This window comes from Chloroflexota bacterium (assembly GCA_016197225.1).
In the GTDB taxonomy this organism is placed as follows: Bacteria; Chloroflexota; Anaerolineae; order Anaerolineales; family VGOW01; genus VGOW01.
Map to the genome: position 1 here is coordinate 147077 of JACPWC010000114.1, position 22939 is coordinate 170015.

The window sequence follows — 22939 nt, forward strand, 5'->3', positions numbered from 1 at the left end:
AAGGATACCCCTATTTTTGAGGATTGTTACAACGAATTTTATGGAGAGATTGTAAAGAAGAAGTCAAAAAAGAAGCAAGGAGCAAAGTGCCGTCTGCCAGTAGTAAATAAGCACCATGTGACAATGTACTGTTTGAAACCGTGACATTGTCGTGAATGAGGCCCTTCGGGTGAACCTGCCCGAAGGGCCTCTGGCTGTTTTACGGACTGCCGATGGCGTAGAAGGTGTTGTTGCGGCTGGGCGCAAACACCATGCCATCGTTGCCGATGATCACGCCGCCCACCGACGTGCCTTGTGTGGCAATCTTCTTGCTGAAGACCATGAAAGGCGGCGGCGCAAAACGATAGAAAGCCCGCAGGTAGCCGCCGCTGTCCAGCACGTAACTCCAGCCGTTGTCGTCAATCACCGGCGAACTTGTGCCAAGCGTCTGAGCGAATGTCCAGAACGTTGTCACCGAAGATCCCGGATCGCCCGTCCACAGGACGCGATAGAATCGCGTGCCGGCGGTGAAGACGACGATGTCGTTGCCGGAGAAGGGATCATTTTGAATGGCCGGGGCTACGCCGTCGCCGATCGCGCCGACGCCAGTCGCGACCAGAACCGCGGCTGGAGACGGCACCAGCAGATTGACATTGTACAGCTTGCCGGTGTTGTTCAACACCCACAGGTCGTCGCCGATGACCGCCGGGGTGGTGTTGACCGTGCCGGTCGTTCCAATCGTCACCGGCCAACCCGCCGTCTGCGCGCCGGTGGCGGCGTTGAAGGAGTACATCTTGTTGGCCGAGCCGACGATTACGGCGTCTGTCGCCGTATCGAAGTAAACCGGCGACGACGCGCCCGTGCCTGCGCCCAGCGTTTGCACCCAGCGGCGGGCGCCGTTCCAGTACACAGCGTGCAAGCGATCAACCGCCGCATCTTCGACGATGTAGATCGTGCCGTCCGGGCCGATGAGGGGTGACGACTTGGAAATGTCCAGGCCCAGGTCAACGCGCCACCTCACTTCACCTGCCGGGTTGGTGGCGTAGGCGTTCAGAGCAGTCAGGAAGCCGTCCTTCGCGCCGACGATAACGTAGACCGTGTCATCGGCGCACTCGCCTGGCGTAGCCGGGCAATTCGTGGAGTTGTTGTCGTTCACCAGCAACAGGGCCGGCGAAGCGCCGCCGAGCGGAATGCCCAACGTTCCCAGATTGTAAGCCCACGCCTGCGTGCCGTTCACTGCGTCGCGAGCAATGACGTTTTGACCGCTGGTGTAGAACAACAGACCGCCAGGGAAGATCACTGTGGGCGGGCCGAGCACCGGCGTGCGCGGCGGGGCCAGAGTGGTCGTCGTGGCCTTCGTCCAGTGGACGATGGGCGTGCGATGGCCTGCGCCCAAAGTGTTCAGGCCGGTGTGAATTGCATCGTGCTGGAACATGGGCCAGGGCGCTTCGGTGTAAAGGTCACAGTCGGGGCAGGCGGCCGCGCCCCCGGCAAAGCGCCGCAAGTTGTCGTCAATGGAAGGCACGTAAAGGTTGGCCAGGGCGTCCATTGCCAGCGCGCCGGCGGCGCTGGCCGCAGTCGTGCCAACGCCGATTCGTTTGGGCCAGCCGGTGAAGTTCACCGGATTCCAGACGAGAGGATCGGGAACCAGGGCGCTGTCAACCCGGTACAGCAATCCGTCCGCGCCGCCGATGTGAACAAAGCCGCCGCTGTCTACCAACGGGGTGGAGTTGGTGAAGTTTGTCGCCAGCGTACTAAGCGTCGGCGTCACACTGCTCAGTGAACCCAAAGAGGTGTTGGCGCGATACAACGTCTTGCCAATCGCAAAGTAGATGAAACTGTTAGCGCCATTCGTCGCCAGCGAGGAGGAGCCGACCGCGCCAGTGAGGGTCGTGTTGCTCACAAACGCGGCGACATTGACGCCAGTGAATGTAGCGCCGCCCAGGAAGCCATATAGCTTGGCCGAGGTCGTCATCACGTAAATCGTGTTGCTGATCCGCAGGGGGGCCGAAGCCACCTGGCCGGTGAGGACGATACTGCTTCCGGCAATTGCGCCGGTGTTGGCGTTTACTTTATACAGCTTATCGGAGCCGACAAAGATGAAATCGGGGTCAACCGCCTCGTCCCAGTACATTGGCGACGAGGTGCCGGGGCCGACGCCCAGGTTCGTTGACCACAGCAGGCCGCCGGTTGCCAGGCTGATAGCATGCAAGCGATCCACAGCGCCGTCTTCCAGAACGTAAACCAAAGAGTTGCGCCCGATCAATGGTGAAGCTTTGGATGTGTTCAGGCCAACATCCACCGACCAGACCGGCCCGGCGCTGGAACTGCCCGGATCGTAAGCCCGAACCACGCCGTTGTTGTCGGCCACAATCACCCGCGTGCCAATGCCGGGGGCGCTTGTGACCACTGCCGGAGAAGCGTAACCGGTGATGGAACTGGTCGCGCCCATATCGTAGCTCTTGGTGATCAGGCCGGTGCTGACGTTAAAGACGTTCAGGTAACGCCCGGCGGTGAAGTAACCCTGGCCGGCGTTGTCAATGACCGGCGCGCGCACGTCGCCCAGGCCGGGTATCGTGGCCTGTTCAACGGCCAGCGACGATACTGGCAGGCCGGATGATCCGGTGTGTAGATCCGTCTTCTGGAAGAGGGGCCACGCGCCGTCTATGGTGATGCCACTGCCAGATGCGCCACTGCCATCGAAGACAAGCAGTTTGCCGCTTTGGATCGGCCAGATGAGGGTGTCACTATCAATGAACGCGCCCGAGCCGGCCATGCTACCGCCGAAAGCGCCGCTGGCGTAAGCCACGCTGGTCATGTCTTCCCGGACGACGTACATCTTTCCATCCGTTGAGGCAATATAGATGAAGTCGCCAACGCCCAGGCCGCCCAGCGGAGACGAGTCGCCCAAGTCGCCGCCCAGGAGGAGCGAGTCTGTATCGGTGAGGCTGGCGCCGTCGGTGACTTTGCGATACAACCTTGTGCCCAGGCCAAAGAAGACTTCGGCGCTCCCGCCGTTGATCAAGACAAACGGGGCCGCCGACTTGCCGCCGGCTGCCGCGCCGTCAGCGTCGCCCAGATCATGAGTCGTGCCGTTAGTATCCACCTTCCACAGCTTGCCACTCTTGTTCACCACGTAGTAGCCGTCGAGTCCGCCAGAGCCGCTGATCACGACCGGCGAGCCATTGGTTGCGCCGATGGCCGCCGGGAAACCGGCAACGGCGTTGCCGGTCGCGTCAATGTTGAAGGCGTAGAGTCCGCCGCCCCCGGCCACGACGACTGTGCCGCCGTTGATGGCCGGCGACGAGGTTCCGGTCGAGTCGCCGATAGCTTTCTTCCAAACAACCGAGCCTTTGTAGTCCACCGCCACCAGGTTATCGGCGGCGGGGCTGACGTTATCCTCGACGACGAAGATCAGGCCGTTGGCGCCGCTCGAGACCGCAACCGAAGCTTTGGAGATGTTGTTGCCAACGTCGGTCTTCCACATCAGCACGCCACTGGCCTCTACCGTGCCATCATCTTGAACCACTCGAAGCGCATGCAGGTTGCCGTCCGCGCCGGCCAGGTACAGAATGCGATTTGTGCCGTTGGTGGTGCCAATGGCCGGCATGCCATAAGCGCCCGCCGTCACCGCCACGCCAAGATCGTACGACCACTTCGCCGTGTCGCTGGCCGGCGAACGAGCATAGAGAGTCTTGCCAGAGATGAAGTAAATGCGATCTTTTAGGGGCGTGGTGTCAATCACCGGCGGGCGGATGGGGGCAACCGCCGTGTAGAGCCGCGACTGCCTCATACTGGCCCCGCCGGGGTTGCCCGTGCCGGGGTTGCGATTGCTGGCTTTCTGGAAAGTGGGCCACTGCACTCCGGCCAGGTTACACCCGCCGCAGGCGGCTTCCACTGCGCCAAAAGCGTAAAGCTTGTCGTCTGCCGAGGGCCAGAGCAAGATGCCATCGCCCCCTCCGGCGGTCGGGTTATTGATGATCGCGCCGGCATTAGCCATGGAACCGGCGGCAGTGTAAACGAGAGTCGCTGTGACACCGGCGCGGGTGACCCACCACAACTTGAAGTCGCTCGTGCCAAAGAAGACGTTGCCGGCGGCGTCAACCACAGGCGTGCTGTTGGTCGTCAAGCCGGTGCTGCCGGTGATGGTAACCACCGCCCCGCCGCCAATATCCCAACGCTGGAGCTTGCCGCCCAGCGTCCAATAAATACAACCGTCGCCGCCACAACCGCCGGAGTCGAATGCCAGCGAGCCTGAGCCAGTGCCGGTGGGCGCATCGCCCACCCGAGTCGCCGCCCCGCCAGCAACCGGCACCCGGTAAAGATCGCCCAGGCTGTTGAGAGCGTACAAATTCGAGCCGACGAGCAGAGGCGCGCCGGACACGGTTCCTGTGTCCGGCGCAATGCCATCGGTCCAACCCGGACATGGGATGGGCAGAGGCGGTGGATTATTGGGATCAGGATCAGCCACGAGAAAACCGTAAAGTTTCGCCCCGCCTACAAACACGCAGTCACCCGTGATCGTGCCGGGTGCGCCGCCGTCAAAATAGACTGGAGAAGATGTGTTGACGCTGGCGCCGATGCTCGCCGACCAGCGCACCGAGCCTAAATGTGAGACGGCGATCAAGCGGTCAGTCACGCCGTCTTCTACAACATAAACCGTGCCATCATCGCCGATGACGGGTGAGGCTTTGGAGATGTCGAAGCCAAGATCATTGGCCCACACCCGAATCCCACCGGGAGGCCCACCTGGAGTTGGATCGTTATCGGCCCGAACGGCATGCAGAACACCATCTTTACCGCCCACATATACGACGCCTTCATCAAAGCCCGGCTCGGTAACATCCGGAGCCGAGACCGCCGGAGCGGCAAAGCCGGTGGCAGTTCCGGCCAGGCCGAGGTCGTAAGACCACAAAATGTTGCGCGTTGTGAGATCGAGGGCGCGCAAATAACGACCGGTGACAAAGTACGTGATTCCATCCGGGTTGTCGTTCAACCCGATCTTCCCGGCCACCGGCGGGAAAACGTCGCCGCCGGGGGCGCGAGTCCAAAGCGGCGACCACAAACCCGCCGGGGTGGCCACTGTCAACGTAGTTGAAGCACCAGTGCGAGTCGTCCCGCGCTGGAAGAGCGGCCAGGCCGAAGCTTGTTCCGATTTGCAAGTGAAGCACGAGGCCGGCAGAGTGCCAAAGAGTCGCAGGTTGTCGTCGTTGGAGGGGACGAATAGCCAGCCGGCGTTATTTGAATCGGCGGCAATGGCTAAACCACCGGCGGTGCTGCCGGCCGCTGTTCTCGGCCAGCCGGACAGGTGAACCATCGTTCCAAGGTCAGCATCCAGAGCATACACCTTGCCATTGCTCGCGCCGAAGAACACCACGCCCTGATCAGTCGCCGGGTTGGCCGTCACCGGAGTCGAATCGGTGAGGCTGGCCCCGGGTATGTCCAAGAAATCGGTGCGGTCTGGATTCGTTGCGTCGAGCGTGTCGGTGGTTGAGCGGTAGCGATACAACTTGCTTCCCTGGCCCCAGAACAAAAGATACTCGCTGGTGCCTGTGTCGAGATAAGCGCCGAGCGAGCCGCTGGCATGCGCCCCGGGGACCGCATCGGAGACGCGAATGGCCGTGGCCGCGGCATTGGCCGGGTCGGGAACGTAATACAGGTCGCCCAAACTGTTGACGGCGTAAACGAAGTCGTTGACCACCAGCGGCGCGGTCGGCACGGTAGCCGCCTCAGCGCCGGTCTTCAACGGCAACGCCCAGTCAATGCCGCCCCAAACGGTGATGGAATACAACTTGTCGGCGCCGACGAAGATGCGGTCATTGCTGATCGTGCCGCCGCCGCCGTCCCAATAGACAGGCGACGAAGTGCCCGCGCCCGGGCCTAGATTGACGACCCACCTTTGTTTACACCCTACCGGGTCAACCGAAATCAGGCGGTCTATCGCGGCATCGTCCACCAGATAAACCGAGCCATCAGCGCCGATGAGAGGCGAAGCCTTGCTCAGGTTCGTGCCGAGCTTGGCCGACTTGCAGGCCGCATTGGTGTCCACCCGGCCATCAATGGCATTGATTCTATAGAAGTAGCCGTCGCCGCTGCCGACATAGACGTATATTTCATCGTCGCTAGAAACGCCGAGCGTGCCATTATTTTTGTAGTCGGTGACGGCTGGCGCGCCGGGGCCGGTGGTCGCGCCCGCCACACCTAAGTCGAATGACCAGGCAACGTTGCCCGAATCCGGATTGAGGGCGTAAAGGTAGCGGCCAGCCTTGACGTACACCAGGCCGCGCGGCCAGGGGAAGTCGGAGTCGGTGGGGCCGACGGTAACGGAGCGAACGTCGGCGGCCAGTTTCGCCGTCCATAACAAAGCCGCGTTTGCGTCCACCACAGAGGCGCTGGCGCCCTTGCGCCCGGCGTCGGCTTGAAACAGCGGCCAGGGGCCAAGCGGCACGCAAGCCGCAGGCAAACAATCGAGAGGCGCCGTGATATTGATAGCATCCATGAAGAGCGTGCCTGCGCCCCACAAGCTATCTTTGCCGGGCGCGCCGGGGTCGTTGTCAAGATCGACAAGATTGTTTTCAAAGAAGTTTCGGATCTGAAGAGGCGAAAAGCCCGGGTTGTTTTGTATGAAGAGCGCCACTGCGCCCGACACGTGAGCCGCCGCCGCCGAGGTGCCGCAGAAGCCAGCGCCGCCGCTTCCATTAAAGAGGTTGGTGGTAGTGCAAGCCGGGGCGGCGATGTCGGGTTTGATGGCTCCGGTGGGGTTGCCGCCAGGCGGCTCCGCGCCGCCCGGTTCATTCACCGGGCCTTGCGAACTATCGGGCGAGAGCGAGGCCGTGTTCAGCCAGTTGAACGCGCCCACAGTGAAAGCCGCATCAGCATCCGCCGGGCTGACCAGACTGCTGGCCGAGGTGAAGTATTCCAGCGGCCAATTGGTGTACAACTCAAGGTAATCGCTGGCCGCGTCCGTGTTGACCCGTTGAACGACGATAGACACCTTGCCGCCGGTTGGCACACAGGCCGACACGGATTCAATCGGCCAGGGGTAGCCGTTCTGTTGATCGTTGCTGCTCACGCCAACGTCAGTCCACACGCCGTTGGCAAATCGCTTTACGCTCAAAGTGAAGTCGCGGCCCGGCGACGCATTGTCCCAATCGTTCCACGACAGGGCGGCTATTACCGTGCGGCACGCGCCACTGCTGGGCCAGCCAATGATTTCATTGTAAATGTCAGGCGTTCCAATCGGAACCCAGTTGTGGGCGTGAGTCAAAACAGGGTCAAACGAGTCGGCAAAGGCCTGTTCCTGGTGGCCGAAAGCCTGGTTGCCAGCGCCCATCACAAACAAAATCCCGGCGCTATCCACCCGGTTGACCGAGTCCACCAGCGGGTTGGGGCCGCCGACCGCGTCATTGCCATCGCCATCGTCGTAGTTCAGGAAACCGATTGACGAGTTAATGACGTCCACGTTCTGAGTGATCAACCAGTCCATCGCTTCGGCAAATTCAAGGTCGGTGCTGATCGTCACCAGCCACATCTCAACACCGGGCGCCATGTCGTAAAGCGTTTGGGCCACCTGCGTGCCGTGCGTGCTTGTGCCCAGGCTGTTATTTGAAAGGAAAGATTTGGTGTGGATCAAACTGGCCGGCGGCAGATCGTTATTGAGCAAACCTGTGTAACCGGCAAAGCCAACGTCAATCACCGCCACCTTGACTCCCTTGCCGGTGATGCCGAGAGCATGCCAGTCATCGGCGTTCGACCGGCCCACGCCTTCGGAGCTATAAGTGCCGGCCAGCGGCTCGGCCAGCACCGGCAGGCGCACACCGCTAAACACCGGCCCCTCGGCCAGCGCGTAAACATTGGCGAGCGGCAAACTGATCTGAAGCCAGCCATCTGTGTCGGCTTCAATCAAGCCGCCCAAAGCGGCCACCAGTTGGCGGGCGTCATGCAAGGTTTGGCCGTCGGCCAACACTGCCGTTACTTGCACATTCTCATCAGAATTTTGTAAAGCCACACTCATAGATTGCGCCAGCGCGCTTGCATTGGCCGCGCCGCCCTGAGTGTAAGCATCGGCAAGCTGCCTGAGGCTACTGCTCAGCCGAGGGTGCGTGGCGGTGGAGGTGGTGGAGGTTGAAGCAGAGGAGGCCGTGGCTGTTGCTTCCGGGGTCGCCGTCTCAGTCACCGCTTCAGTCGGGGTCGCCGTCTCGGTTGGGGCAACTGTTTCGGTCGGGGTCGCCATCTCAGTCGGAGCAGGAGTATCCGCCGGAGTGGTGGTTTCGGTTGGGGTGGCATCGCCGCCCTCCTGAGCGACGGTGATCCCGTTAGGAACGATCAGGGTAACAAGAAGTAAAAGGGTCAATAAGTTTTGTAATGAGCGGGCAAGCTTCCGGGACATGAGTCAGCACTCCTGAGAAAAGAGTTGAAGGTAGCCAAGGGGAACAATCATCCTTGCCTAGAGCAAATTCCGAGTTGATTTACGGGTTCCAGACTTCCGAAGTCTTGAAGACTTCGGAAGTCTGGGCGGACGATGCCGTAAACCAACCTGGAAACCGCTCTAAACCGGCTAAAGTGCCAAGATAGTAGCAAAAAATTGTAAAATGCACACGCCGAAACCGTTTCAAATCTGTTTCACTCAAATCAGTTCTGCATTTGTTTGACAGCCAAGAATCGGTATGGTATTATCTGCCCCGCGCTGTTACTGGACCCGTGGTGTAGCGGTTAACATGCGGCCCTGTCAAGGCCGAGATCGCGGGTTCGAATCCCGTCGGGTCCGCCGAGTTCGCCATCGGCCACGGCGCCTGGTCGCGCGGCGAGCCACTCACCTCGATGGACTACGGTGCCCTTGCCAGCACCGAACGCCTCGCCCTGTTCTACGGCGCAGTGACCCCCCTGCTCCAACCCGGCCAATACGACAACATCACCCTCGTCGTCGGTTTGCCCGTTCCGCTTTTGCAGGATGCCGAGCAAGCCAAAGTGGTGCTCGAGGGCCTCAAGCGCTTCAAGCGTTGTCACGCCTTCACCATTGACGGCCACGAGTATACGCTCACCATCACCCACATCAAAATCCTGGCCCAACCGGTCGGCTCGTATGTTCAATGGCTCTACCCCGAAACCGACGCCGCGCCGCGTCCGGGCGGCTCCAAAGCCGAAGTCGCCGTGGTGGACATAGGCTTCAACACACTCGACCTGTTCGTCATTCAGAATGGGCAAGTGGTGGAGCGGCATGTGGGCGGCGCTGAGGTCGGCGTCCGGCGGCTATTGGAACTCTCGGCCACCAACGGTTACGACCTGACCGAGATGGACGCCAAACTGCGCGATGGCTCTTTCAAGCCGGACAACGACCAGATGGCGATGTGGCTCGGCGAGATTCTGGCCGCCATCAAGCGCACGTTCCCGTCGCTCAGGCGATTCAGCGCCGTCATCCCCAGCGGCGGCGGCGCGCTAGTGTTAGGGGAGCGTCTGCGGTATGCGCTGGCCACGAAGGGTGCAGCTGTACACTGGCCCGACGACCCGGTCACTGCCAATGTGGTGGGCCTGTGGGTGTGGGCCAAGCGAGGGAGTCATGGAAGCTGAACAAGGGCCGAGCCTGGTCATCACGGTCCGCATCTCCCTGCGGCACGGGCGCGACGACGATTTGATCGCGCTCTGCACCAACGCGCCCCGGCGCGGGCTGGCCAGCGCGATCCGTGAAGCGATGCGCAACGGCGTCAACCGGAAACCATCGAGCCAGGCGGGCGGCGAGGCAACGCCCGCCTTAGACCTGCAACAACTGGGCTTTGAACTGTGATGGGAGATGGCTTGTTACATGGCGCGACCATGTAACAACGAGGTTTGCAATCATGGACTTCGACCTTGAAGCAGAAACAAAACGCCAACATCACTTACTGGCAACCCACTACGGCGATCCGGCCAGCGCCGGTTTGCTCTGCTACTTCAAACCGGGCGCAGACTGTGCAGGCCGGTTTCCAGAGTTGGCGCGCCTGACTTCGCAGGGCATGTCGGCGCTGTATCAACTGGGCGAGTCGCCTTATCCGGCCAGTGAGGATATTGCTCACTGTTATACCGGACTGATTGCCACCGGTCATGAATTCACGGAGCGCTATCAGGCGCAGACCCATTTGCGGCAAGCTTGGCTCGATTTGCTTCAGAGCCGCCACGAAGAATCGGCGGCTGGCGCGATGCCTTTGTGCGACCGGGCCTTGCTCGTCATTGGCCGGGAGCGATTTTGCCTGCACCCGGCGCTCAAGTTCTTCCTGGGCGTTTCGGCGATGCAAGCCAGTCATGCCAAAGAAGAACTTTTGCAGGCTGGCTTGATTCGTGAACACGAGGTCGCCGTGACGCGCCGTCAATCGGCGCGGGTCTATACGCTTTCCGCCAACGGATTCAACGAGACGCAGGCGCTGGGGCAGTGCTTCAAGCCCGCGCCCTCCCCGCGTTCGGTGGCCATGCAGGAACGGCTGTTACACCAGCAAACCGTGATGCTGTATCTGATGGAAAGCCGTACAGCCGAAACGCGGCGGGTATTCACCGAGCCGGGGCCATCGCCAATCCCCAGCCCGCTCGGCGTCATCATGCCAGATATTGAGATTGTCTACCCGGATGGGCAACAACATTTTGTCGAAGTCGAAGCAGATGCTCACGACTACGGCCTGCCCTTGGCCAAGTTGGATAAATATCTGGCGAGCGCCGTCGACGAAGTCTGGCTGGTCATTAGCGGCAACATCCAGCGGGCACTGCTGGATGTGGAACGCTGGGGCGATGAAAGGCGGAGGAAGCGCCCGCCACGAATGCCGGCCGACCCGCGCCTGTGTATCCATGTCGCCTCACTGTCGCATTTGCAACGGTTCGGGCCCGGCCAGGCGAACTGGCAAACGTATCTGCTTTGGCTTGAGGCATGAGTGAAAACGACGCAACGCGTGCCAAGCGATGGCGGTTGGCCGATGAAATTCTGGCGATTACGCAGATTCTCACCCCAGGCATTTTCAGCGTGGTGTCCCAGAAGATTGGGCTGGCTGACATGAGCGAAAGTTGCGCCCGAGAGGCGCTTGAAGAGATGCACAGCCACAATCACTTGCACCGTCTCGCCGTCGCGATGGATCTGGCAATGTTCGACGCCGGGCCGCTGTACTTCAGAAGTGAGTCAGCATGGCGAATGTATCCGGTGGCCACTCGCCTTCGCTTTCTCCGGCTGCTCATCGGTGCCACGGTCGGGGTGCGGTTGAACTACGCCTCTCTCGACGAACTGGGTCAGCGGTTCAAGGTGGCGCAGGCGCAACGGGGCTCGCGACCGGATTTCACGATTCGACTCAGCCACGCGCCGGAAATGCTGTTCTGCCTGGTCGAACACCGCGGCTGGTCGGAGCTGCGCTGCTTGAGTTTCCTGCGAACTCTCTGGAAGTCTCAGGCGGCACCAAAGGAAAGTGTGGTAAGCGGCATTTACCAGGAGCATGTTCTCAACTGTCACGTGGTCGTCGTCGAAACCCGCGCCCGTTACTGGACAGACGGCCACTGCCGCTCCATTCCGTTGAACTGGATGAAGGCGGCTCTGCAGTTTGAGAGCAAGTTTGGCCTGTTGCCCACTATCTCGGTGGCGCACTGGAAGGGCTTGTCCCAAATGACGGGCGAGGACGATTTCGTCAGGCAGTTGCAGAACTTGTACGGTCTGTGCTGAAGGAGGATGCTCGTATGCGAAAAATGGCCTGGGTCATGGTAGGCGGCCTGTTGGTCGCCATGGTGCTGATGGCGCTGACAGTCGCGGCCATGAGCGCGTTGGCCGCCGCCCTGCAGGCCGCGGCATTTCTGGCCAGCCAGATACTCACCGGTGTCATGGTCGGCCTAGCCTTCGTCGCCGGCGGCGCGGTGGGTTATGCGATTGCTATCGCCCGATTCAATGCACTGACGCTCTCGCGTAAATCTGTGACTCGCCCATTGGCTACCGTCGTTCCGCCAACCGCACAACTTTCTTCACCGACACAATTGCAGATCGTGGAAGTCGCTGACGAACTTGACGTCTCGCTCTTCGCCGACTGGGGTTGGAAATGAAGCCGCTGTTCATCAGTTCAGTTGCCGCAATGCTGGCGCTACTCACCGCCTGTGCTGGCAACGGTGTTGCGCCTTTGCCAACGGCGACGCTGGACCTGTTCGCCCAGAACGCCTACGCCCAAGCCACGCTCGACACTGCCAACACCCAGATTGCCGTCGTCAACGCCGAGGCGGCCGGCATCGCCGCCCGGTTGACGGCCACCGCCGAAGCGCCGACCGTGTCCGCCCAGCAGACCGAGCACGCCCTGCGCGTCGCTCAAACCGAGCAGGCGATGGCGCTGGCTAAAGATAACGCCACCAGCACTGCCTCTGCCGCCCAGACTGGCACGATAGTCGCCTTTGCGGGTCTGACGGCCACAGTTGCGGCCAACCAGACCGAGACGAGGGTGGCCAACATGAACGCGACCGGAACGGCCATTCCTTTGCAGACGGCGCAGGCTCGCCAGGAGCAACGAGCCGAGATGGCTTTGCAGGCGGACACTGCCACCAACGTTCTCAAGACCTGGGCGCCGTGGGTCATCGGCCTGGCGGTGCTGGTGGTGATCGGCATCGCGATCTGGAAGTTGCTGCCGGTGCTTGAACTGCGCCTGCGAACGATTCGGCGCGGGCCGTACGATGCGCCCCTCATCCTGCTCGACCCCGGCCACCGGACGACGGTGATTGACCCCGACCGCAGTTTCGGACCGGCCCTGCTCTCCGGGCCGAACGGGGTGCAGGTGTCGGGCCTCGCCGCCGACCCAGGGTTGCAAGACCGGGTCACGGCGCGCGACCAGGCGGTGGATCTGGCCCGTGCCCTGCCACCAGGCCAGCGGCGAACTTTTCAGCAATTGGCGGCAACCACCCACCAGCCGCCGGCGCAACCCGTCGAGGGTGAGGTGCTGGAGGCCGACATCGTCGTCCTGCCGCCCGATCATCCGAACGTGCAACCGATTGTGCAAGAAGCCGAAGCGAAACTCTTGACCCAGGGAGGCCAATGATGACAGCCACGATCACCTTACCCGCCAGCAAATATCTGCCCGCCGCCCGCATTGCCGCCGCCGCGGTGCGGACGGTCTTCGGCCAGCGCGATCTTGAACTGGCCGCCATCCGCCAGTACATCCTCACCGAGAACGGCGCACGGGCCTGGCTCATCGTCGCCCTCGACCCGCACCACATTGGCCGTATCGAGCGCTACACCGACGGCGAGGTTCTGCACCACATCAGCACAACGCTGAGGGGCAAGCCCGTTCTGCTCTCCAACTCCACTGGACTGCGCTACGTGGTTTTGCTCTCGGATGCGCCAACTCTGCCGAGTGAAGTCGAATATCCCGGCCACGATTGCTCTTCCTCGCAATCGCGCGGCCTTCTGCAGTTGGGCGTCAACATCGCCGGGCCGGTCACGATGTCGTGGAAGGAGTTGGGCCATGTGCTGGTAGCCGGCATGACAGGCTTCGGCAAGTCCAACTTCCTGCGCCTGCTCGTCGAGCAAGGGGCGGCGGAAGGATTCAAGTTGGCCCTGGCCGATCCCGATGGCCGCACGTTCCCGTACTTTGCCGGTCACCCGACACTGCTTGCGCCGCTCGGCGCGACTCTGGATGGGTGCGTGACGGTGCTGAAGAAGGCTGAAGAAGAAATCACACGGCGGGCGGCTTTGTTTCGCAACTCGTCGCACAATCCCGACGACATCAACGCTTACAACGCAACGATGCCTGAGAGCGAACGACTCGTGCGGTTGCTGGTCGTGGTGGACGAGTTCAACGGGTTGGTGCAGGCGACGGGAGGCCTCAAAGGGTCGGTGGCCCAGGCCGCCACCCAGATTGCCTGGCGCGGACGCAAGTTCGGGGTGACGCTGGTGCTGGCTGGGCAGACATTTGAGAAAGACATCGTCGGGCCCGTGCGCGATCAACTGGCGACCCGGATCTGCTTTCGGGTGGCCACGCCGTCAGTGTCGCGCATCGTTATCGGCCAGCATGGCGCAGAGCGATTGAGCCTGTCGGGCCGGGCGCTGTCTACCTTTGGCGCAATGCAGGTCTACCGCGCAAGCAAGCCCCAAGCTGCGCCGCCCAACGACGGCCTGACGGTTCAGGAGCGAAGACTGGCGGCGCAGTTGATCGCCGAACACAAGGGGCGGGTGACGTTTGAGGCGCTGTCCAAACTTGGCATCCCCCGCCGGCCCGCCGAACGCCTGCGCGCCGACTGGGAGAGTCGCGGCCTGGCCGTGCGTCGCGCCGAGCAGGACAACGCCCTATGCGTGGCTCCCAGCGTCGTCCGGGCCGTGCAAGCCGGTCAGACCGGGCAAGCCGCGCAAACCGCCGAATAAGTGATCAGGCCGACGAGAGTGAGTGTACAAACCGCGAGCAAACCGAAGGAAGGTTGAAGATGAACAGTTACTGCATTGCCTACACCACAGAAGGCCAGGTGTGCCGCCAGCCAGCCGACTATCTCGACGTACGCCGGGGTGGGATGGTGTGCGATGAGCATCGCCCGGCCGACTTGATTCTCAAGAACAAGTATGGCCGCTACGAGTTCGACGGGCATGAATTGACCAGCGGCACGCCGCTTGAAGTTCTGCGCGGCGACCGCTGGGAACAGGGTTGCGTTGAATTCGACTGGGATCGCGAAGACTATGTCATTCTGCTGGCGTTAGGCGGAACGATGACGATGCGGCCCGACCTGTCCGTGCGGTTGCAATGCGAGGAAGTGCTGGAGAGGAGGTAAGCCGCCGAAGATTTCTATTCGACAAACTCAATCCATTTATCCATGAGGCAATGATGAAAGGGTTCTGGAACCGTCACATGTAATCGTTCGGAGATATGCCTATGACAACTGAAAACAAAACCGCCGGTTGCAGCCCGGCGGTCAAAGGGGAAGACTTCCTGGGAAGGGCGTCTTCTGTTGGTCATTATACTACCACAAAACAAAGGTCGAGTCCGCAGAAACTTTTCAAGGACTTTCGTCCGGTCGACGGGCCGCGCTACCTCCTCGGGAGGCGGGCATGACTGACCCATTCACCGCAGGCGATCTCGACGCCCCTATCCAAATCCATGCCGGCAACCCCGTCATCGACGGCGGTATTGCCGCCATCCCCAAAATGCTGTTGCGCTTCGCCCGTTTCATTGACTGCGGCGAAGGCCAACTCTTGAATGACCGACAGGTGCTGCTGATCACCATGGTGATCGGCCTGCATGAAGATCACAACTTGCGCCTGAGCAATCTGCCGATGACGGCGACTCTGCGAACACTCGAAGACGATCTCGGATTCTTTCGCAAAGTCGGGCTGGTGTTCACCACCCGCGACTATTACCCGCCCGTCAATAGCCGCCCGCCACGAATGCGGTCACAGATTTGGGACATCCGCTCGTTGATGCTCAATCTGGATGCGATCCAACGGCTGTGGCTCAACCGGCAAACCCAAAAGGTGGCCGAGTGGCATTCCGGCGGCGAGCGCGGCCTGAGACCCGTCTACGAGTTCCCAGCCGGCTTTAGGCATAAAGTGGTAGTGCCACTGCCGGTGTTGGAAGACATCGCCGCCGATCCTCGGAGTTTTTATCCAGTGCCCGATAAGTGGTTGAGATTGATCCGGGCAACGTTTACACCGGAACAAATCGCGACATTCAAGCGCACTCACCACTCCCTGCCTACCTACGCTAAAACTGCCAGTAGGCCTACCAGCGGTGGAACCGCCAGTTGGGGAACACCTACCACCGCTAAAACTGCCGGTAGGGATAGGCCTACCAACTCTAAAACCGCCAGTAGGGTTGTGCCTACCGACGCTCAAACCGTTGGTAGGAGAGTGCCTACCAACGCTCAAACCGCCAGTCATCTAGTTAAAGACTCTGAGGAGGAGGAAGGGCTCGTCCCCGAAGAATTTCCAGATGACCCTGTTGTCGCACGCTTCGTCGCCCTGAAAGGCAACGGCTACCAGTTCACCGAGCGCGACCGCGAGCAATTGGCCGCTCTGCGCGCCGACGGCTACGCCGACGACGAAATCCAACACGGCATTGATGCCGCCTTTGCCCTGCCCGGCAAACCGCAACGCTTCGCGCAATGCGCCCGCGTCACCCGTAATCAACCACCTGCAACCGGAAAACCCGAGCCTCAACCACCCGCCAAGCGGAATGTTGAGAACCAGAAACCCGAACTGCTACCTGAACTTACGGATGCCGCCGCCTTGCTTGAGTCCATCGCCGGCAACTCGCCATCGCCTCTTGCCAAACTCAAGGCGCTGGCCGATGGCTGTGATGCCACCGCTCGCAAACACAACTCGACCGGCCCGGCCTGGACTCTGCGGGCCATCCGGCTGTCGGTGCAGGCCAAAGACCCGCTAGCTTACGCCAAAGCGGTGCTCGACGACTGGATCGAGAATGGCCCGGAGCTACGCTCGCGCGAGCGGCGACAGAAAGCGCCCGTCGCCGCCCGCAAAACGGATTGGAACAAATCCATCGACGCCTGAGGAGCTGAGACCATGAGACCCAATCAACCCTTCGACTCCGCTCAGGGCAAGCTCTGGCTCGCCGCCCTCGGTGAGCTCCAACTGCAACTCACCAAGACGACGTTCGACACCTGGTTGCGTGACACGTTGTTACTCTCTCACGATGCGGAAGTCAATGAGTTCACCATCGGAGTTGAAACGCCGTATGCCAAAGACTGGCTGGAGAACCGCTTGCTCTCGACACTCAAGCGCACTTTGAGTGCAGTGTGTGGCCGGCCGGCGCAGTTGAAGATTGTGTTATCACCACTTGCGCCGCCGGCGGAGACCACGGACGAGGAGGAGGACGAACCGCACCTCAGCCTCGACGACTACGACTGGGCACGACTCGGCGTGCCAGACATCTTCAAACACGAGACTCTGTCTACACTCGACTGGTCACAACCCGCACTGCAAAAGCCCGAACTACGCGACTACGTGGAACACGCCGCCGATTACTTCGAGGCCGGCATCGGCCTGACGCTGATTGGCACGCCCGGCACCGGCAAGACCCATCTGACCGCTGGATTGCTCAAGCAGGCCGTGGCCGGTGGGTATTCGGCCCGGTTCGCCGGCGTGGTTCCCTTGCTGGATCGTCTCAGGGCCACTTTCGACGGCCACCGTGCCGGTGAAAGCGAACAACGAATCATCTACAGCTTGATCGAGCCTGACGTACTGGTGCTCGACGACTTGCGGGTGGACAACCTGACGGTGTGGGCGCGCGACCGGTTGTATGCCGTCGTCGGCGGGCGCTGGGAGCGTGGCCTGCCGACCCTCACCACCAGCAACTACACGCCCGAAGAGTTGTTCCATCCGGCGGGCCGCGACCGCCTCGGCCTCGACGAAGGCACACTCTCACGCTTGATTCGTTCGGCGCTGACCCTCACCATCGTGGGCGAAGATTACCGTCTCGAGCGCAAGCGCAAGAAAATTGCCGCCATTCAATCCGCCCGCGCCATACTTACACTTTGCAGGAATAAGCCATGACTGACTCTCGAAACAGCGTTAACCTGATCGGCCAGATCCGGCTGATCAACGTGACCGATTACCAGATGCAAGACAACACCGCCCTCGTCGTCAACGCCACCATCGACACCGGGCCGGTGGCCTTGGGTGGCCGCCACAAAGTAATTCTCTCCGGCTTCCCCGCGCGCAAGATTCTGGCGTTCTTCCGCGCCGCCAGCCAGGATGAACTGGAGGGCTTCATCCGCGGTGAACTGTTCACCGTCTCCGGCGCAACCAGCGTCAAGGGCGACGTCGTAGATTTCTTCGTACCAAAGGAGATTGCCAGGAAAGCGCAAACCATCCTGGAGGCCATTGAGCCGCCTGAAAGCCGCAAGAGCCGGAGGCGCAACACGGAAGGGTAGGGCTGGCCCGGCACGGCCACGCGCCCCACGCTCCCGCTCTGGCCTCACGGCCTGACGCGGGTCGGCCTGAGGGCCTTCGTAGGGCGCGGGCCTTGGCGGGCCTCGCCTCCAATCGGCCTGACGGCCTCCGAGGAGAGGGCAGACATCGCCATGAGAAACCGCCATCGCTATCCCCGTGACTGGGAAGGCATCAGCCGCCGCATCCGCCGGCGGGATGGCTATTGTTGCCAGCTCTGCGGCCTGCCGAATGGCGCAACGGGCTGGCGCGATGGCAAAGGCAAGTTTCATCTCACCCGGCGCGCACCGCGAGGCCAGCACCTGATCCGGATCGTCGTCACCGCCGCTCATCTTGGCGTGGACAAACCCGATGGCACGCCGGGAGACAAGCGCGACAAACTGGACTGCCGCGACGAAAACCTGACGACGCTGTGCCGCCGCTGTCATTTGCGCTACGACACGGACGAGCGGCTCGCCAGCCGGGCGATTAACCGTCTTCGGCGACAGACGGAGGCTGGCCAGTTAGAACTCGTCCATGTGCAAAGCCGCTTCAAGTAACGGCCCGTGCCACTCACCGGCTTTCCGGTTACGCGCCCTCATGTGCTTACCGATGAAAGATAGTTTGCCTCTGGGTAATCGCCTTACTGGCAAGAGTCCTTCCGGCAATTTTCGGGAGTCCTCCCCCGGCCAGCGCCTCTTCATCCGATAGGCCGGGAAAGGAGCGCCTGAGTTTGCCGTGAAGGGCAGTTCATGGGCCGGGGCCAGCCTCTGGAGAAATCGTCACGGAAATCCTGAAGGGCAGTTTGGAAAACCGGGCGTTGCGCCCTATCCAAAGCAACCATCTCTCGTATGGGGAACGGTAGAGGGCAGAAGCCGAATCATTCATGCAGGCGAAATATCTGGTTAACTCCAGCGGTCGGCTGGAATTTGTGTTGACGCCGCCGGAGACGTACCCGCTGGGGTTGTTGTTCGTCGGCAGGCACGTCCCCGCCGAATACCGGCAAGACCGCCGCGACATTCTCGACCCTCTGGGGCTGACTCGTCGGGGCAACGGCGCGGTGATGCTGTCCATCATTGCCGCCATCGCCGGAGGTATTTCCAGCCAGTTTGAGATTGAGCAACTGCTAGGACAGGCTGAACTGTTGAAAGCCAATCCAGAGAGCGACATCACACGGCGTTCCAGCGCCTACTTGCAAAGGGATGGCTTCTTAGCGGCGAAGAAACTCAACGTGCCGCTGGGCCGCACTGCCCACCGGGCTGAGGTCACAGCGTTGTCGCTGACCGAAAAAGGAGTAGTGCTGGCTCGTAAGTTGAGCATCGAACCGGTCGTAACTGACTACGAGCAGTTGGCCCGCAACCACCGCGCCGACGACTGGCCGGAACACACGGCGGCCTGCCTGCATACCATCAGCCATGCCCGTTTGAGAGGCATTCCGGTTGAAGTCGCGCCCGTGCCGGTGGGCGTCAATTCGACCAGCCCGGATTTGATTTTTCGTGAGTCTGGTAGTGTCTACGGGGTAGAAGTGCAGAGACGGGTGGAGAAGAGCCTGGTGGATAAGTTGCGGAGCAATGCCCGGTACAATGAGGTCGATAACGCAGAAACGGGACGTTGGGGCGGTTCTGTTTCGTCAGGCTTTGCCGCCGTCGTCGTTCTCAACGAGGAACAACGGCGAAAGTTGATTGAGTTGATTTACAGCGACACCCGGCTTGGCATGGCTTGTGTCGTCACTGACTTGATGTACTTGCGAAGCGGTTATGCAAAGGGCCTACCATTCTGGGTGGAGCGAGGGAAGCGGAGGGGGTGGTGGGGTTAGGGGCTAGAATGGCCCAGAGCAGGCTTGCAGTGAAGTGTATAATCTCTGCGTTAGGTATTATGCGTCGCATTCATTGGGGTTGGGTTATCATTGCATTGATCTTGGCTATGCTGGCTTACATTGCCAGTCGAGCCATATTTCAATGGGACAACTCCTTGGCAGCATTGTTTACCCTGGCCGTGGTGGTGGCCGTCGGGGTTGTCAACTTCATCGCGAATTTTCGACAGGCTTTCGAGAATGCCGAACCAGATGAGAGGTCTCCCCTTCACCCACAACCGCCAGACCCCAATGTCACTATCGCGACACCAGTCGATCGCGAGCCAGCATCACAACTTCCCGAGTTGTTCTCCGCCATCACCTTCTCTGTCTTAGGGCTGGTTGCCGAAAGCTTGGACATAGGTGACATTTCGGGCGATGCAGCTTCCCTTGCATACCAATCAGTATTAGCGCGCACCTACTGCGCTTTTGCGCGGAATTACCCCAGGCTCACTGCCAAGTGGTTCGATCCATCTTTCATCGTAGACCGTGCTACGCCTGAACTTGCGAAATTATTGACTCGGGTTTCACGACCTGATCCGATCTGGCTGGCAGAGCTATCCATTGATCCGAGCAGGACTTCAGCATACGTAGACGCGCCGTTACCGGAATCTCTCGACGATCTCCATCTTCGAGCATCAGTTGATTTTCTCCGCTGGCTGGACGCTGAGCTTAGAACTCACCCGGTTTTCCAATCGTTGTTCCATTCCCCGGAAAACTCGCCAAAGAATGGCCGCAATATCGATGAACTGGTTGCGGAGTTTGCCGGAGTAGCAGAAATTGCGCACGGGTATGAGAATGCACTGAGTCAGAAACAAGGCTTCTTTGTCGGGTCCTATACTGCGTTGAAGCTATACTGGCGACAACCCGACTCGGTCTTACAGCGTGTGCAGACCCGAAGCTTCATGGGACGCGACTGGCTGAAGGAGCAGGTTGACTCATTTGTGAACGGCTCACGACGTCAATCGGGAGCGCTTGTGATTACAGGCGATGCAGGCACTGGAAAAACCGCATTCGCAGCCCATCTCGTGGAAACACGTGGCTACCCCTGTCTCTTTGCTGATCAAGTTGGCGGCGAACTTCGGGTACGCGAGGCCATCCATTCATTATCTGTTCAGCTTATTGTACGTTATCGCCTTGAGCTATATACCGACCCCGAAGCGCTTCCAAATGACCCCATGCAATATGCCGATTTTCTTGAGAATCTTCTTCGGCATGCTGCCGCGCGTCTTACACGCGACGAGAAGATAGTCATTGTATGTGACGGCCTAGATGAAGCCGGAACCGCTCCGGACGGCAACGTGTTCGGCCTGCCTCGCCAACTGCCGGATGGCGTCTACTTCATTCTGACCCGCCGACCGGCGCCAGCGATCAAGCTGAATATGGAACCTCCGCCGGTACTGATGGAACTTCGAGCTTTGGGCGAAGAGAATCTGGCAGATGTGCGCGCCTATCTGGCAAACCAAGTGCGCACGTTACAGGGGATCGCTGACCAACTCGTAGTCCAAGGTTACAGTGAAAATGAGTTTGTCGAAATCCTTACCGAGAAGAGTGGCGGACTGTGGATCTATTTGAAATACGTGCTGGTCGAGATTGTGTCCAGACAGCGCTACCCTCTGATGCTTGAGAAACTTCCTTTTGGTTTGACTGAATATTACGCCCAATATTGGGCAGACTGGCGATGGGGACTCAATGGGCGCGGCGAGGGACGAATCAAGTGGAAGGCCGTCTACGCGCCACTGCTGTGCATGTTGGCAGTAGCCCAGGAGCCGATGCCAGCCAAGCGTCTGGCTGAGTGGAACAGCCTAGAAGTTGATGAGTGTAAGTACTTGCTGTCAGAGAGCTGGCGACCGTTCCTGCGCGAGCAAGAAGGGCCCGATAACACCTATGTTTATGCACTCTACCACGCCAGCATGAGAGACTTCGTCCTCGGAAAGGCAGACCGATCCCGACTACAGAAAGAACATGATTGGATCGTTCGGGATCTTGTCGAGGGCACAGCACAGGCGCACGAGCGGATTGTTGAATGGTATCGGGCACAGTGCGATGGCAACTGGCCGAGCTTGGTTGGCGATGACTATGCGCGCCAGTATTTGTCACTGCATCTTGTGGGTGCTGGCAACACCGACGACCTTTTCCGGTTGGTTGCGCTGGACTCGGGCTGGGCGAAGGCCCGATATAGAATTGAAGGCAGTTACGCCGGCTTCCTTAACGACCTGACATATGTCTGGCAATGGGCCGAGGAGGATAACCGCTTTGACCGCCAAATCCGGTGCGCTCTGATTGAAAGTAGCCTTCGCTCACTGGCAGAGACAATCCCATATTGGTGGTTGGACGATCTCGTCAAGCACAAAGCCTGGAGCTCAGCCCGGGCTCTAGGGCATGTGTCGCTTTTGGCTGACCTCACGCACAAACGCGATGCGCTAAGTGGTCTGATCCCTGTTCTACCGGTGGAACATTTGGACGAAGCCTGGACCTTGTTCGAAAGCTTGAAATTGACTGATCTCTTGCATATAAGGTTTGCCTTAGAAAATCTCATTGATCGCGCGCCTGAGGAGTTGCAGAAGCGCATCTTAACCTGGTTACGTAACCAGCCGGACTACAACTACGATGCGTTGGGGCTACTGCGAAGGCTGGCTGGGAAAGCAACCTCCAGCCTTGAGCCAGCGTTTCTGGCAACAATCAATGAATTGGAGGCCAAGAAGAAAATAGTAGACGGCATGGTGATCGAGCTAGCCAAGCATGCCTCAGAGCTCACTCAACGCCGTATTATCGCGCTAGTGTGTGAGTGGTGCGATACTCGCGATAGTGTCGGGCCGGCACATCTCTTGGGTAAACTGGTGGAGCATCTCTCTAATGGGTTGAAAGTCGAGGCGCTGCGAGCGGCACAGCGCTTGCGTTACGTGTTCGACCAGGCAGTTTCTATAAGCCTAATGGCCCCTCACCTCCCGGCACAGTTGCAGGAGCTGGCCTTAGAAGAAGCGCTCGACGCGGCCCAGCAGATGCAACCTGGACGCTACCGGGCTGAGGTATTTGGGCGACTCGCAAAGTTGTGGTCCGATCAGCAACGCGATAGGTTGCTATTCATAGCGCTCACCGACGCGTGGGCTGAGTCGCGACTCGAGATCCGAATCGATCTGCTACGAAAACTTGCTAAGGAGGTGCCAGGGCTACTCCTAGAAGCACTGGAGTCGGCCCGAAAGCTTCCCGATCCGGAAGCCCGCTTGCAGGAATTACGAAATCTTTCTAAAGAACTGTCACCT

At 60.3% G+C, this 22939-nt stretch carries 15 protein-coding genes and 1 tRNA gene; 15 read left to right on the plus strand and 1 reads right to left on the minus strand.

Annotated features, from left to right (window positions below):
• Positions 1 to 199: 199 nt before the first annotated feature.
• Complete coding sequence (locus HYZ49_19020) at positions 200 to 8368, minus strand: PQQ-binding-like beta-propeller repeat protein (protein ID MBI3244376.1); 8169 nt, start codon at positions 8366 to 8368, stop codon at positions 200 to 202.
• A 305-nt stretch (positions 8369 to 8673) separates the two neighbouring features.
• On the opposite strand from HYZ49_19020, the gene HYZ49_19025 reads away from it, so the two are divergent.
• The 15 genes from HYZ49_19025 to HYZ49_19095 form a co-directional block, all read left to right on the plus strand.
• A tRNA-Asp gene (locus tag HYZ49_19025) sits at positions 8674 to 8746 on the plus strand.
• Positions 8719 to 9546: a ParM/StbA family protein gene (locus HYZ49_19030; GenBank protein MBI3244377.1), complete on the plus strand. Its 828-nt coding sequence runs from the start codon at positions 8719 to 8721 to the stop codon at positions 9544 to 9546. Before HYZ49_19025 ends, HYZ49_19030 begins: the two co-directional genes overlap by 28 nt.
• On the plus strand, positions 9536 to 9760 hold the full coding sequence (locus HYZ49_19035) for a hypothetical protein (protein ID MBI3244378.1): 225 nt from the start codon (positions 9536 to 9538) through the stop codon (positions 9758 to 9760). The genes HYZ49_19030 and HYZ49_19035 overlap by 11 nt, the downstream gene beginning before the upstream one ends.
• A 52-nt stretch (positions 9761 to 9812) precedes the next feature.
• Complete coding sequence (locus HYZ49_19040; GenBank protein ID MBI3244379.1) at positions 9813 to 10871, plus strand: hypothetical protein; 1059 nt, start codon at positions 9813 to 9815, stop codon at positions 10869 to 10871.
• On the plus strand, positions 10868 to 11644 hold the full coding sequence (locus HYZ49_19045) for a hypothetical protein (GenBank protein ID MBI3244380.1): 777 nt from the start codon (positions 10868 to 10870) through the stop codon (positions 11642 to 11644). The genes HYZ49_19040 and HYZ49_19045 overlap by 4 nt, the downstream gene beginning before the upstream one ends.
• A gap of 14 nt (positions 11645 to 11658) precedes the next feature.
• On the plus strand, positions 11659 to 12015 hold the full coding sequence (locus HYZ49_19050; GenBank protein MBI3244381.1) for a hypothetical protein: 357 nt from the start codon (positions 11659 to 11661) through the stop codon (positions 12013 to 12015).
• The gene (locus HYZ49_19055; GenBank protein ID MBI3244382.1) at positions 12012 to 12992 is read left to right on the plus strand and encodes a hypothetical protein; all 981 of its coding nucleotides are present in this window, start codon (positions 12012 to 12014) and stop codon (positions 12990 to 12992) included. Before HYZ49_19050 ends, HYZ49_19055 begins: the two co-directional genes overlap by 4 nt.
• Positions 12992 to 14314, plus strand: coding sequence for a hypothetical protein (locus tag HYZ49_19060; protein MBI3244383.1), 1323 nt, complete (start codon positions 12992 to 12994; stop codon positions 14312 to 14314). Before HYZ49_19055 ends, HYZ49_19060 begins: the two co-directional genes overlap by 1 nt.
• Positions 14315 to 14373: 59 nt before the next feature.
• Entirely contained in the window at positions 14374 to 14712 is a 339-nt protein-coding gene (locus HYZ49_19065; protein ID MBI3244384.1) for a DUF5348 domain-containing protein, read from the plus strand.
• Positions 14713 to 14989: 277 nt separating this feature from the next.
• On the plus strand, positions 14990 to 16447 hold the full coding sequence (locus HYZ49_19070; protein ID MBI3244385.1) for a hypothetical protein: 1458 nt from the start codon (positions 14990 to 14992) through the stop codon (positions 16445 to 16447).
• 12 nt (positions 16448 to 16459) lie between these two features.
• Positions 16460 to 17449 (plus strand): ATP-binding protein, encoded by a 990-nt coding sequence (locus HYZ49_19075; protein ID MBI3244386.1) that lies wholly within the window; start codon positions 16460 to 16462, stop codon positions 17447 to 17449.
• Positions 17446 to 17829 (plus strand): hypothetical protein, encoded by a 384-nt coding sequence (locus HYZ49_19080; protein MBI3244387.1) that lies wholly within the window; start codon positions 17446 to 17448, stop codon positions 17827 to 17829. The genes HYZ49_19075 and HYZ49_19080 overlap by 4 nt, the downstream gene beginning before the upstream one ends.
• 150 nt (positions 17830 to 17979) lie before the next feature.
• Positions 17980 to 18384, plus strand: a complete 405-nt coding sequence (locus tag HYZ49_19085) for a hypothetical protein (GenBank protein MBI3244388.1) — start codon at positions 17980 to 17982, stop codon at positions 18382 to 18384.
• 326 nt (positions 18385 to 18710) lie between these two features.
• Positions 18711 to 19640, plus strand: a complete 930-nt coding sequence (locus HYZ49_19090; GenBank protein MBI3244389.1) for a hypothetical protein — start codon at positions 18711 to 18713, stop codon at positions 19638 to 19640.
• A 59-nt stretch (positions 19641 to 19699) separates the two neighbouring features.
• A partial coding sequence (locus HYZ49_19095; protein MBI3244390.1) for an AAA family ATPase occupies positions 19700 to 22939 on the plus strand: 3240 nt, incomplete at its 3' end.

What these genes read in the sequence shown, in the direction of transcription:
- HYZ49_19020 (MBI3244376.1), bottom strand. Translation starts at nt 8,368, where the DNA reads ATGTCCCGGAAGCTTGCCCGCTCATTACAAAACTTATTGACCCTTTTA.
- HYZ49_19035 (MBI3244378.1), top strand. Translation starts at nt 9,536, where the DNA reads ATGGAAGCTGAACAAGGGCCGAGCCTGGTCATCACGGTCCGCATCTCC.
- HYZ49_19040 (MBI3244379.1), top strand. Translation starts at nt 9,813, where the DNA reads ATGGACTTCGACCTTGAAGCAGAAACAAAACGCCAACATCACTTACTG.
- HYZ49_19045 (MBI3244380.1), top strand. Translation starts at nt 10,868, where the DNA reads ATGAGTGAAAACGACGCAACGCGTGCCAAGCGATGGCGGTTGGCCGAT.
- HYZ49_19050 (MBI3244381.1), top strand. Translation starts at nt 11,659, where the DNA reads ATGCGAAAAATGGCCTGGGTCATGGTAGGCGGCCTGTTGGTCGCCATG.
- HYZ49_19055 (MBI3244382.1), top strand. Translation starts at nt 12,012, where the DNA reads ATGAAGCCGCTGTTCATCAGTTCAGTTGCCGCAATGCTGGCGCTACTC.
- HYZ49_19060 (MBI3244383.1), top strand. Translation starts at nt 12,992, where the DNA reads ATGACAGCCACGATCACCTTACCCGCCAGCAAATATCTGCCCGCCGCC.
- HYZ49_19065 (MBI3244384.1), top strand. Translation starts at nt 14,374, where the DNA reads ATGAACAGTTACTGCATTGCCTACACCACAGAAGGCCAGGTGTGCCGC.
- HYZ49_19070 (MBI3244385.1), top strand. Translation starts at nt 14,990, where the DNA reads ATGACTGACCCATTCACCGCAGGCGATCTCGACGCCCCTATCCAAATC.
- HYZ49_19075 (MBI3244386.1), top strand. Translation starts at nt 16,460, where the DNA reads ATGAGACCCAATCAACCCTTCGACTCCGCTCAGGGCAAGCTCTGGCTC.
- HYZ49_19080 (MBI3244387.1), top strand. Translation starts at nt 17,446, where the DNA reads ATGACTGACTCTCGAAACAGCGTTAACCTGATCGGCCAGATCCGGCTG.
- HYZ49_19085 (MBI3244388.1), top strand. Translation starts at nt 17,980, where the DNA reads ATGAGAAACCGCCATCGCTATCCCCGTGACTGGGAAGGCATCAGCCGC.
- HYZ49_19090 (MBI3244389.1), top strand. Translation starts at nt 18,711, where the DNA reads ATGCAGGCGAAATATCTGGTTAACTCCAGCGGTCGGCTGGAATTTGTG.